Raw genomic sequence first — 11,494 nt, 5'->3', positions numbered from 1 at the left:
GGACCCTACTTCTGGATGCAGGTGTCGACCGTGTCCTTGGTGCATTCGTCGAGACCGGTGAACACCGGATCGGCGACGGCCTTGCCTTCGATCAGGTCGATCATCACCGATGGCGCCTTGTAGCCCATTTCGAACGGCCGCTGACCGACCAGAGCCGTCACCAGGCCATCCCTGGCGATCGCCACCTCGTCGCCGATCGTGTCGGCGGCACCGATGACGAAGTCGTTGCTGGCGATCCGGTCCTTGAGCGGCCCGAACAGATCGCGATAGGGCTGCGGGGCACCGAACAACGGCCAGCCGCCCATAATGCCGAACGCATCCAGCTTGGGGTTGGCGGCGAGGATGTCGGTCATCGCCTGCACGCCCTTGGCGCCGTCGTCATTGGTGAACACCGGGCAGCCGGCGACTTCGGTCCAGCCACCTTCGCCGGCAAGTGCAGCGAGGCCTTCCTTGCCCGACAATGCGTCACGCATGCCTTGCGCACGACGCAGGATGTTGTCGGCAGCAGGATTGCCCTCGATGGTGCAGATCGTGCCGCCATTCGGCTTGCCCTTCTTGATGTACTCGCCGATCTTCTTGCCCATCAGATAGTTGTCGGTGCCAAGATAGGTCTTGCGCAGCGCCGCATCTTCCTTGCTGAGGTCGGCATCGACCGTCATGATCGGGATCGTCGGATTGGCGGTCTTGATCGTCTGCGCGATCAGCGGCGCGTTGGACGGCGAAATCGCCATCGCCACGGTGTCGGCCTTGCTCAGCATGTCCTGGACAATCTGCGCCTCGCCGGCCTCGTCCGAAGTCGACGCCGGACCGGTGTAGAAGCATTCATATTCCGAGCTGGCGTTTTCCTTGTTCCATTTCTCGCAGCCCTGGTGGATGGCTTCGAAGAACGGATTGTCGAGACCTTTCACGACAATGACGAGCTGTTTCTTGGCCAAAGCCGGTCCGGCGCCAAGCGCCATCATGGCGACGGCGGCGAGCAAAAGTGATTTTTTCATGTCAGTCCTCCCTTGAAACAGACGGACACGGCGTGCCCGCCACACAGATCAACCCGGATGTGCAATGACAGAGGTCGTTTCGCGAACGCTCGTGTCGCCAGACAGGTCGATAAGCATTTCCAGATGCGGCGTTAGACCGGCTCAAACATGCCGAATCCCCGACCGATAAGCCTCCGCCGATTCCACCCGGCGAACCGCCAGCCGGGATCGGCATAATCTCCTCCGACGCTTAGCTAATATCGGCTCGACACCAACGTCAATGCTATTTGTCCTACAAAACGGATTTTTAAAATAATCCGGCGATTGACGCGCGCCGGCTTTTGCGTAAAAGAACGCTAACGCTGTTTCCGGGAGGAGCTGGGGAGAGCGAGGCCAAAGCAGCGCCAGCATTCATGCTGGGAACAGCAGCAGGCCGCAAAAACGGGGAGGCAAGAAGGCTGGTGGCAGTTCTCGAACTCACCAATATCTCGAAGCATTTCGGCGCCATCCAGGCGGTCAACGACGTCTCGTTGTCGATCGAGCCTGGGCAGGTGGTCGGCCTGATGGGCGACAACGGCGCCGGCAAGTCGACGCTGGTCAAGATGATCGCCGGCAATTTCCGCCCGAGCCATGGCACCATGCAGATGGACGGCAAGGACCTGGTGCTGCACAAGCCGGTCGAGGCGCGCCAGCACGGCATCGAGATCGTCCACCAGGATCTGGCGCTCTGCAACAATCTGACGGCAGCGGCGAATGTCTATCTCGGTCGCGAATTGCGCCGCGGCGTCGGCCCGTTCCGCATTCTCGACTACGCCTCGATGTACAAGCGCGCCGGCCAGATCTTCGCCGAGCTCAAATCCGAGACCCGTCCGCGCGACCTCGTCAAGCAGATGTCGGGCGGCCAGCGGCAGGCGGTAGCGATCGCCCGCACCATGCTGTCGCAAGCCAAGATCGTGCTGATGGACGAGCCGACGGCGGCGATCTCGGTGCGGCAGGTCGCCGAAGTGCTGAACCTGATCCGCCATTTGCGCGACCAGGGCATCGCCGTCGTGCTGATCAGCCACCGCATGCCCGACGTCTTCACCGTCGCCGACCGCGTCATCGTCATGCGGCGCGGCCGCAAGGTCGCCGACAAGACGATTGCGTCGAGCTCGCCCGAGGAAGTCACCGGGCTGATCACCGGCGCCATCGAACAGGTATGATTTCAAGCGTTTTCACCATGGCAGCAGATGAAGGCCGACGATGGCACTGACAATTGACCAGCCGATCGAACACAAGCAGCAATCTCTGCCGGCAAGGCTGTTTGCCAGCCAGACCTTCTGGGTGGTGATCGCGGTCATCCTCGCCTGCCTGTTCCTGTCATTTGCCACCGATGCCTTCGCGACATCGAAGAACCTCTACAATATCACCCGCAACATCACCTTCGTCGCCATCATCGCGCTCGGCATGACCTTCGTCATCATCACCGGTGGCATCGACCTGTCGGTCGGCTCGGTGCTGTGCCTGTCGTCGATGGTGCTGGCCGTCACCATGCACGCCGGCTACTCGATCGAGGTCGGCATCCTGGCGTCGATCGCCACCGCGCTCGCCATCGGTGCCTTCAACGGCGTCCTGATCGCCTATCTCGGCTTTCCACCCTTCGTGGTGACGCTTGGCATGCTGTCGATCGCCCGCAGCCTGGCCATGGTCGCTTCCAACAACACCGTCGTCTTCCAGTTCGGGCCGGACCACGCCAAGCTTCTGGCGCTGGGCGGCGGCGCGTGGGTGTTCGGCATCGCCAATCCAGTGCTTTACATGATCCTTTTGGCGCTGATCACCGGCTTCATCCTGCGCTGGACCAAATTCGGCCGCCACATCTTCGCCATTGGCGGCAATGAGCATGCGGCGACGCTGACCGGCGTTCCGGTGCGTCAGATCAAGGTCGCCGTCTACATGATCTCGGCGCTGTCGGCAGGTATTGCCGGCATCATCCAAACTGGCTGGCTGGGCGCCGTGACCACCAATCTCGGCACCGGCATGGAGCTGCAGGTAATCGCCGCCACCGTCATCGGCGGCGCCAATCTGGCCGGCGGCGTCGGCACCGCATTCGGCGCCATAGTCGGCGCGGCATTGATCGAGGTGATCCGCAACAGCCTTGGCCTGCTCGGCATCAATGCCTTCTGGCAAGGCGTGTTCATCGGCGGCGCCATCCTGCTTGCGGTGCTGTTCGATCGCATCCGCAATTTCCGCCGCAGCGACTAGGACCATGGATGCCGAAAGGTGGAAACCCGTGGGGCGTGAAGGCTTCGTTTTCAGGCACCAACGCCGGCGCGGCCATCCAACCGTTGTTCGGTTCACTACCTATCGCCCAGTCTGAAAATCCACAGCCAAGGCACGTCGCAGAAGACCACGGCCGCCCTGCACCTTGACGCGCGCCCGAACTCGGCCGCACAATCCCGCTGCAGGCGAAGGGAGGCCAGTCGTCTGCGGGAGGATTACCATGACGGAAGCGATCAGGCTCTACTGGGGCCGGTTCGGACATGTTTCTGTCCTGAATGTCGCAAGCGACTTCGTCACCCACGCCCATGGCGAGGCACATCTGATCATCTGGCTGGAAGGCACGGCCGGCGAGATGACCATTGGCCGTGAAACGGTACGGCTTGGACCCCGCACCGCCGCCGGCATCAACTCCTTCCAGCCGCACAGCCACGTCCTGTCGCACAACGGCACGCCAGGCCTGTTTCTCGCCTTCTACATAGACCCCGACTGGGCGCGCCGCCGCCGCGACCTGCCTTCGTCTGCGCCACTGTTCTCACAGGCGGCGATCACACTGGAGCCCTGGCTGCACCAGGCCGCCGGCAATCTGCTCGACCACCTCAGCGACAATGAGAGCGTCGACGACGTCGCCAATTACGAGATCGAGCGCTTCATCGACAGCGTGCTCGATGCCGCGGACGCCTCGGCGCCGCTGGAGACGCGCGTCCGCATAAACACCATGCAGGATTTCCGTGTGCGCAAGGCGATCCAGCTGATGAAGGCCAATGTCTGCGAGCGCATCTGCTTCGACGACGTGGCACGCAGCGTCGGCCTGTCGCGGCCGCACTTCTTCGCGCTGTTCAAGGAACAGACCAATCTGACGCCCAATGTCTACTGGAACACGCTGCGCATGGAGGAAGCCGTGCGGCAATTGCAATGGTCGCGGGAACCACTGATCTCGGTCGCCTGCAATCTCGGCTTCACCACGCAGGGCAATTTCTCGCGCTTCTTCCGCGACCATGTCGGCGTGCCGCCGACGCTCTACCGCGAGGCGGCGCGGATGATCGCCTGACCGGCCGCGACCCTTTTCAGACTCCACCCTTTTTCAGACGCATTGATACGTGCTCAAGACGCATTGATAAGCGCCCCTGAAATGGCCGCCCTACCCTTGCCCAACTGTCGCAATCGCAAGGGAACATCTGATATGGCGAACGTCACCATCTCCAGCGTCATCGACGCGCCGGTCGAAAAGGTCTGGGCGCGCATACGCGACTTCAACGGTTTGCCAAGCTGGCACCCGCGCATGGTCGAAAGCCATATCGAGGATGGCAAGGACGCCGCGACGATCGGCTGCGTGCGCAATTTCCAGCTCGCCAGCGGCGCCCGCATCCGTGAAAAGCTGCTCGACTTCTCCGATCCGAATTTCCTCGTCAGCTACTCCATCCTGGAGACGCCGCAGCCGCTGACCAACCACAAGGCGACCCTGCAACTCAGGCGCGTGACCGATGGGGACCGCACCTATGCCGAATGGACCGCCAGCTTCGACGCCGCGCCCGAGGAAGCCGACAAGCTGGCCGAGGGCATGGGCGCCAATGTCTTCCAGGGCGGCTTCAATGCGCTGAAGACCCATTTCGCCGGCCAGAGCTGAAGGAGCCAGATCATGGCGCTAGCACTGCAGACTTTTGCAACGGTGAAGGACGCCAACGCAGCGCTGAAATCCGCCGGGACCCGTTATCTCGGCGGCGGCACGCTTGTGGTGCGCGCAGCGAATGAAGGCGACGTTTCGGTCTCCAGCCTTGTCCGCTCGACCGAGCCGTCGCTTTCAGCAATCACCGTCACCGACGGCAAGGTCCGCATCGGTGCATCGGTCACCATGGCGGCGATCGCCCGTCATCCGGACCTCAGCGCCCTCTCCGGTGCCGCGCGCGCCGTTGGTGGTCCGGCCGTCCGTAACATGGCGACCGTCGGCGGAAATCTGTTCGCACCGGCGCCCTATGGCGATTTCGCCGTTGCCCTGCTGGCGCTCGATGCGACGGTCAACACCGATAATGGCGAGATACCGGTCGAGACCTTTCTGGCAGGGCGCGACAGCAACCGCGCCATCGTCACCTCCGTCGGTTTCACGCTTCCGAAGGCTGACGGCTTTCGCTTCCTGAAAGTGTCGAGGGTCAAGCCGAAAGGCGTCTCGGTGCTCAGCATCGCCGCCGCTGTGGAACAATCGCCGGACGGCACGGTGTCTTCGGCACGGATCGCGCTGGGCTGCATGGCCGACCGGCCGATGCGCGCCAAAGCGGCGGAAAAAGCGCTGATCGGCCAAAGCCTGACCCTAGACGGCATCGCGCCGGCGCTGGCCTTGGCCAACGAGGGCACCTCGCCGGCGACCGATCCCATCGCCAGCGCCTGGTATCGCAACGAAGTGCTGCCGGTCCATCTCGGCCGGCTGCTGCTGGCCTGAAAACACCGGTTGGGGGGCGCGCGTCTGTCCGATCAATCGGGCAGGCGCGCAAGGAGGAAACATGGCAAAGGTCCCGGTCCAGTTCACGCTCAACGGTTCTGAAAAGGCCGAATTCATCGACAGTGGCACGACGTTACTTCACGCCTTGCGCGACAAGATCGGCGACACCTCGCCGAAAGGCGGCTGTCATCAGGGCACCTGCGGTGCCTGCTCGGTGATCATCGACGGCGAGCTCAGGCTGTCTTGCCTGACATTGGCCGAGACCTGCAACGGGGCGGCCATCAACACGACGTCCGGGCTTTCGGAGGGCGGCGTTCTGCACCCGTTGCAGCGTGCCTTCCTCGATGCATTCGCCACGCAATGCGGCTTCTGCACACCAGGGATGATCATGGCCGCCAAGGTGCTGCTCGACCACACGCCCAACCCCAGCCGCGACGAGGTGATCGAGGCGCTGTCGGGCAACATCTGCCGCTGCACCGGCTACGAGCCGATCATCCAGGCGGTTCTGATCGCCGCCCGCGCCAATTCGCAGAGCGCCGCTTGAGGGAAGCAAACATGGAACTGCGCAAGAGCTACTTCGCCGATGTCCGCAAGGATGATCTGCACGAGATCGGCCAGCCGAGACCGCGCTCGGATTCGCCCGGCCACGTCACCGGCAAGACTGCCTTTTTCGCCGACCGCAATTTCCCCGGCATGTTGCACCTGAAGATGGTGCGCAGCCCGCACCACCATGCCCGCATCCGCTCGATCGACACCTCGGAAGCCGAGAAGCACCCCGGCGTGGTAAAAATCCTCACCGCCAAGGACGTACCGCACAATGTGTACACCATCCTGATCCTGATCCAGATCGGCCCGGAGGACGAGACGGTGCTGGCCGACGGCAAGGTGCGCTGGAAAGGTGAAGCCGTCGTCGCGGTGCTCGCCGAAACCGAGCGCGCGGCACAAGAAGCCGCCGCCAAGGTCAAGGTCGACTACGAGGTGCTGCCGGCCGTCTTCGACATGGAGGAGGCGCTGAAGCCGGGCGCTCCGCTGGTCAACGAATATCACGGCCAGAACCACTACCTCTATGACAGCGGCGAATGCCGCAAGGTGCGTTTTGGCGATGTCGAGGCGGGCTTCGCGGCCGCCGACCATGTGCTGGAGCAGAGCTATCAATCCTCACCGATCGAGCATGCGCCGACAGAGACCACCGGCTGCGTAGTGGTCCCCGAAGGCAATGACCGCTTCACCTGCTACACCAACACGCAGGCGATGTTCTTCACCCTCGACAATGCCTCGATCATTCTGCAAATGCCCGGCAACAAGCTCCATTTCGTCGGCGGCACCGTCGGCGGCGGCTTTGGCGGCAAGGTCGACGTCATCGTCGAGCCGATCGCCATCCTTGGCGCCAAGCTCACCGGCCGTCCGGTCTCCTTCATCTACAGCCGCGAGGAGGAGATGCAGATTTCCTCGCCGCGCGCCGCCGAAAAGGTCGTCATCAAGGACGGCGTCATGAAGGATGGCCGCATCGTTGCCCGCAAAGTCACCGGCTACACCGATGCCGGCGCCTATTCCCGCCATTCGCCCTATGGCGCGCAGAAGGGCGCTGGCCACTATCCCGGTCCTTACACCATCCCCAACGTCTGGATCGACACCTACTGCGTCTACACCAACCGCACGCCCTCCTCCGCCATGCGCGGCTTCGGCGTCACCATCGGCGACTTCGCGCTGGAGGTGCAGATGGACAAGCTGGCGCGGCTGATCGGCATGGATCCGCTCGAATTCCGCTTCATCAACGCCTATCGTGACGGCGACATGAAGGCGCATCGCCAGCCGACCGAGGGTGCTGCGCTGATCGAGTGCATGCAGGAAGCCTCGCGCGCCGCCAACTGGCCGGTGGCGGAAAAATTCATGGCGATGTCGTCCTACGTGAAGGGAGCTTGAGATGTCGATCAGGCGCGGACGTGGGGTTGCCGCGATCAACTACCCGACGGGCATGAACCTCGGTGGCGACCCGACGCAGGCGCTGGTGCATTCGACACCGACCGGCAATTTCATGGTGACACTGTCATCGGTCGATCTCGGCCAGGGCATGAAGCAGATCATGGCGCAGATCTGCGCCGAGACGATCGGCGTGCCGACCGACCGCGTCGTCGTCGACACAGCCGACACCGACACCGGCCCGCACTGCATGGGTACCTTCGCCTCGCGCGGCACCCACCGCGCCGGCAACGCCGTCATCCAGGCGGCGAAGGAAGCCCGCCAGGTGATGCTGGAAGTGGCCGCCGAGGAGCTGGAGGTCAACGCCTCCGACCTCGAGACCGACGGCCAGGGTAACATCCTGGTCAAGGGCGCGCCGCAGAAATCGATTTCGATCTTCGATGTCGCGCTGTCGGCGCACTTCAAGCGCGGCCGCTCGATTTCGGGACGCGGCATGTTCCTGATCCCGCGCTCCTATCCCGAGAAAGAGACCGGCGCGATGAAGCCGTCGACCTGCTATGCGCACGCCTGCACGGTGGCCGAGGTCGAGGTCGACGACGAGACCGGTGAGGTCACCGTGCTGACGGTGAAGAACATCTTCGAGATCGGCCGCGCGCTGAATCCGAAAATGGTCGAACAGCAGCTGGTCGGCGGCTCGTGGATGGGCATCAGCCACGCTCTCTATGAGACGACCGAGCCCTATTACCCCAACCGCGACCATGGTGGCACCGACTTCAACCAGTACCTGATGCCGGGGCCGGGCGACCTTGCCGAAACCGAGATCATCGTGCTCGAGCGGCCGTCGGCCGACGGGCCTTATGGCGCCAAGGGGCCGGGCGAAATGTGCGCCAATCCCCAGATACCAGCGGTCGCCAATGCCGTCTTCGACGCCGTCGGCGTGCGCATCGATACGCTGCCGATCACGCCGGAGCGCATCCTGCGCGCGCTCAAGGCGCAAGCGGCGAACTGAGTGATCGAAATGCCTGAGGTGAACGCCCAGACATCGGCAGCCTCGCCGGAGGCGGTGGCGGAGCACCTCGCCGCCTCGCGCTATCTGGCCGATGAAAGCCTGGCGACCGCCATCTTCCTGGCCATTCGGCTGGGCAAGCCGCTGCTGCTCGAAGGCGCGCCGGGCGTCGGCAAGACGGAAGCGGCCAAGGCGATCGCGCAGCTGCTCGGCCGCGATCTGGTGCGGCTGCAATGCTACGAGGGCATCGACGCCGCGCATGCACTGTACGAATGGAACTACCAGCGCCAGCTGCTCGCCATACGCCACGCCGGCGAGCACGAGATCGACATCTATGACGACCGTTTCCTGATCGCCCGGCCGCTGCTGCAGGTGCTGAAGGCGCCGGATCAGCGTGTGCTGCTGGTCGATGAAATCGACCGCTCGGACCATGAGTTCGAAGCGCTGCTTCTGGAATTCCTCTCCGATTTCCAGATCAGCATTCCCGAGCGCGGCACCATCCGCGCAACCGCGCAGCCGGTCGTTATCCTGACCTCGAACCGCACCCGGGAACTCGCCGAGGCCCTGCGCCGGCGCTGCGTCTATCACTGGATCGGCTATCCCGACGCCGAGCGCGAGGCCGCCATCATTATGCTGCGCGCCGGCGATGTTGCCGAGACGACGGCACGCGCGGTGGCGGCAGCCGTGCAGACCATCCGCGCCCGCCCGCTGGCCAAGCCGCCCGGCATCGCCGAGGCTGTCGAATGGGCCAACGCCGCGACCATTCTGGAAAAAGGCGGCAGCCCATGGCCCGAAGCCTTCCGCCGCGCCATCGGCGTGCTGATCAAGGACGAGGAAGACCTCTCCTATATCGCGCCGGAGCTTGGCCGGATTGTCGAGGAGGCACTGGCGTGAGCGCCATGCCCCGCGCGGCCACGCCGTTCCTCGCCTTCGGCCGACTGCTGCGCCACTACGGCTTTGCCGTCGCGCCGGAGCAGGTGTCCGGCTTCATGCAGGCGGTGACATTGCTGGGGCCGCGCTCGATGGCCGACGTCCGCGAGGCAGCCCTTGCCACGCTGGCGCCGCCGCCCGACCGCCGCGAGGAATTCGAGGCGCATTTCCAGAGCCATTTTTATGGCAACGCATCTGCGGTGGTCGAAGGCGATGCGGACGAGGAAACCCGCATCAAGGACGATGGCGGCGCGAGCCAGGAAGAGGTCGAGGTGATCAGCCAGCAGGAAGGCGGCGAGCTGTCCTCCGGCGCGGAACAGTTGAGCACCCGCGATTTCCAGCGCGACATCGATGGCTTGGCAGCCTTTCGCCGCAAGCTCGCTTGCGCCCTGCCCGCCCGCCGCTCCTTCCGCACCGTGCGCACCCACTCGGGCGGCAAGCTTGACCTGCGCCGGTCGCTCAGGGAGATCGTCAGCGCCGATGGCGACGTGCCCTGGCCGCTGCTGCGCCGCCGCCAGACCGTGCCGCGCAAGCGCTGATCCTGATCGACGTTTCCGGCTCGATGAGGCTGCACACATCCGATTATCTGAAACTCGCGCATGCCGCCGTGCAGGGTGCCGACCGCGCCGAAATCTTCACCTTCGGCACGCGGCTGACCCGCATCACCACGGCGCTTCGTGTTCGCGACCGCGACCAGGCGCTGGCCCGCGCAGCAGCCCAGGTCGACGACTGGGATGGCGGCACGCGCATGGGGCCGACGCTGCTCGCCTTCCTCTCGGTGCCGCGCTTTTCCGCCTTCGCCCGCGGGGCTGCCGTCGTCATCCTCTCGGATGCGTTGGAGCGCGGCGACCACGCCGAACTGGAGACGGCGATGCGCCGGCTGAGTGCCCGTGCCTTCCGGCTTTCACTGGCAACGCCGCTGGCCGGCGACCCGCGCTTCCGGCCGGCAACGGCGGCACTCACCGCCATCCTGCCGGTGCTCGACGATCTCATCGACGGTTCTTCGCTCAAGGGCCTCACCGATTTCATCCTGTCGCTCGCCCGCCCAGCCCCCGCGGCGGCGACAATCTGGAAGAGGGTTTCGTGATGCAGAAAGCAATCGACGTGCATTTCCACATCTGGCGCCAGCAAGACCAGCCCTGGCTGGTCGGGCCGATGGTGCCGCGCATCTTCGGCCCCTACGAGCCGATCCGCCGCGACTACCCGATCGAGGAATTCCTCGCCGACCAGAAGGGCGCTGGCGTCGAGAAGGCCGTCTATGTCCAGACCAACTGGGCCAAGGAGGATTTCGAGAAGGAAGTCGCCTTCCTGCAGAAGACCGCAGACGAGACCGGCTGGCCGCACGCCATTGTCGGCTATACCGACATGACCGTGGACGATGTCAGGCCGCAGATCGACAGGTTGAAAAAATATCCGTTGCTGCGCGGCGTGCGCATGCAGTTGCATTGGCACGAGACGCCGGCCTTCCGCTTCGCCGCTTCGGCTGATCAGGTCATCGACCCCAAGGTGCGCGCCAATGTAGCGCGACTCAGGGACTATGGTCTCTCCTTCGACCTGCAGCTCTTCCCCGCCCAGATGAAAGACGGCCTGACGCTGGTTGGCGAAAACCCCGAGACGAATTTCATCCTCACCCACGCCGGCATGCTGACCGGCATGGAGCCGGAAACCACCGCGGCCTGGAAGGAAGGCCTGCGCACGCTGTCGGCCGCGCCCAATTTCTACGCCAAGCTGTCTGGCCTCGGCACCTTCGTCCACCGCAACGACCCGGCGCTGATCGCCTACATAGTCGACAATACGATCGACATCCTGGGCGCGAACCATCTGATGTTCGGCTCGAACTTCCCGGTCGAGAAACTGTGGACCAGCCATGCCGAGCTGATCAAGGCACACCGCGCGGCGGTGGCCAAGCATGGCGCCGCGGCAGAGGCGGATATTTTCTGGAACACGGCAGAGAAGGTGTATCGGCCGGCATAA

The 11,494-nt window shown here is 64.1% G+C and carries 11 protein-coding genes and 1 pseudogene; 11 read left to right on the top strand and 1 reads right to left on the bottom strand.

Annotation, left to right across the window (positions count from 1 at the left end; all coding sequences use genetic code 11):
• Positions 1-5 precede the first annotated feature (5 nt).
• Positions 6-995 (bottom strand): sugar-binding protein, encoded by a 990-nt coding sequence (locus AC1RZR_RS17000; RefSeq protein ID WP_477274377.1) that lies wholly within the window; start codon positions 993-995, stop codon positions 6-8.
• A 440-nt stretch (positions 996-1,435) separates the two neighbouring features.
• Here AC1RZR_RS17000 and AC1RZR_RS16995 point away from each other — a divergent pair, with 440 nt between their 5' ends.
• From AC1RZR_RS16995 to AC1RZR_RS16945, 11 genes and pseudogenes are all read left to right on the top strand, one after another.
• On the top strand, positions 1,436-2,176 hold the full coding sequence (locus AC1RZR_RS16995) for an ATP-binding cassette domain-containing protein (RefSeq protein ID WP_477274375.1): 741 nt from the start codon (positions 1,436-1,438) through the stop codon (positions 2,174-2,176).
• A 40-nt stretch (positions 2,177-2,216) separates the two neighbouring features.
• On the top strand, positions 2,217-3,215 hold the full coding sequence (locus tag AC1RZR_RS16990; RefSeq protein WP_477274373.1) for an ABC transporter permease: 999 nt from the start codon (positions 2,217-2,219) through the stop codon (positions 3,213-3,215).
• 238 nt (positions 3,216-3,453) lie between these two features.
• The gene (locus AC1RZR_RS16985) at positions 3,454-4,281 is read left to right on the top strand and encodes a helix-turn-helix domain-containing protein (RefSeq protein WP_481825358.1); all 828 of its coding nucleotides are present in this window, start codon (positions 3,454-3,456) and stop codon (positions 4,279-4,281) included.
• 132 nt (positions 4,282-4,413) lie between these two features.
• Positions 4,414-4,857: an SRPBCC family protein gene (locus AC1RZR_RS16980; RefSeq protein WP_477274369.1), complete on the top strand. Its 444-nt coding sequence runs from the start codon at positions 4,414-4,416 to the stop codon at positions 4,855-4,857.
• 12 nt (positions 4,858-4,869) lie between these two features.
• Positions 4,870-5,664, top strand: a complete 795-nt coding sequence (locus AC1RZR_RS16975) for an FAD binding domain-containing protein (RefSeq protein ID WP_481825357.1) — start codon at positions 4,870-4,872, stop codon at positions 5,662-5,664.
• A 61-nt stretch (positions 5,665-5,725) separates the two neighbouring features.
• Positions 5,726-6,208, top strand: coding sequence for a (2Fe-2S)-binding protein (locus AC1RZR_RS16970; RefSeq protein ID WP_481825356.1), 483 nt, complete (start codon positions 5,726-5,728; stop codon positions 6,206-6,208).
• A gap of 11 nt (positions 6,209-6,219) precedes the next feature.
• Entirely contained in the window at positions 6,220-7,587 is a 1,368-nt protein-coding gene (locus tag AC1RZR_RS16965; RefSeq protein ID WP_481825355.1) for a xanthine dehydrogenase family protein molybdopterin-binding subunit, read from the top strand.
• Position 7,588: 1 nt separating this feature from the next.
• A complete protein-coding gene (locus AC1RZR_RS16960; protein ID WP_481825354.1) occupies positions 7,589-8,593 on the top strand; it encodes a xanthine dehydrogenase family protein molybdopterin-binding subunit in 1,005 nt (334 codons plus the stop codon).
• 9 nt (positions 8,594-8,602) lie between these two features.
• Positions 8,603-9,484, top strand: a complete 882-nt coding sequence (locus AC1RZR_RS16955; RefSeq protein ID WP_481829075.1) for an AAA family ATPase — start codon at positions 8,603-8,605, stop codon at positions 9,482-9,484.
• Positions 9,485-9,489: 5 nt separating this feature from the next.
• Positions 9,490-10,607: pseudogene (locus tag AC1RZR_RS16950) on the top strand (vWA domain-containing protein).
• The gene (locus tag AC1RZR_RS16945; RefSeq protein WP_481829074.1) at positions 10,607-11,494 is read left to right on the top strand and encodes an amidohydrolase family protein; all 888 of its coding nucleotides are present in this window, start codon (positions 10,607-10,609) and stop codon (positions 11,492-11,494) included. The pseudogene AC1RZR_RS16950 and the gene AC1RZR_RS16945 overlap by 1 nt, the downstream one beginning before the upstream one ends.

This window comes from Mesorhizobium bavaricum (genome assembly GCF_056781655.1).
Note: the sequence above shows the minus strand (reverse complement) of the source record. Positions and strands in the feature narration are given on the sequence as shown.

Bases quoted from the DNA above. Each gene is read 5' to 3' on its own strand.
- AC1RZR_RS17000 (WP_477274377.1), bottom strand. From the start codon at position 995: ATGAAAAAATCACTTTTGCTCGCCGCCGTCGCCATGATGGCGCTTGGC.
- AC1RZR_RS16990 (WP_477274373.1), top strand. From the start codon at position 2,217: ATGGCACTGACAATTGACCAGCCGATCGAACACAAGCAGCAATCTCTG.
- AC1RZR_RS16985 (WP_481825358.1), top strand. From the start codon at position 3,454: ATGACGGAAGCGATCAGGCTCTACTGGGGCCGGTTCGGACATGTTTCT.
- AC1RZR_RS16980 (WP_477274369.1), top strand. From the start codon at position 4,414: ATGGCGAACGTCACCATCTCCAGCGTCATCGACGCGCCGGTCGAAAAG.
- AC1RZR_RS16975 (WP_481825357.1), top strand. From the start codon at position 4,870: ATGGCGCTAGCACTGCAGACTTTTGCAACGGTGAAGGACGCCAACGCA.
- AC1RZR_RS16970 (WP_481825356.1), top strand. From the start codon at position 5,726: ATGGCAAAGGTCCCGGTCCAGTTCACGCTCAACGGTTCTGAAAAGGCC.
- AC1RZR_RS16965 (WP_481825355.1), top strand. From the start codon at position 6,220: ATGGAACTGCGCAAGAGCTACTTCGCCGATGTCCGCAAGGATGATCTG.
- AC1RZR_RS16960 (WP_481825354.1), top strand. From the start codon at position 7,589: ATGTCGATCAGGCGCGGACGTGGGGTTGCCGCGATCAACTACCCGACG.
- AC1RZR_RS16955 (WP_481829075.1), top strand. From the start codon at position 8,603: ATGCCTGAGGTGAACGCCCAGACATCGGCAGCCTCGCCGGAGGCGGTG.
- AC1RZR_RS16945 (WP_481829074.1), top strand. From the start codon at position 10,607: ATGCAGAAAGCAATCGACGTGCATTTCCACATCTGGCGCCAGCAAGAC.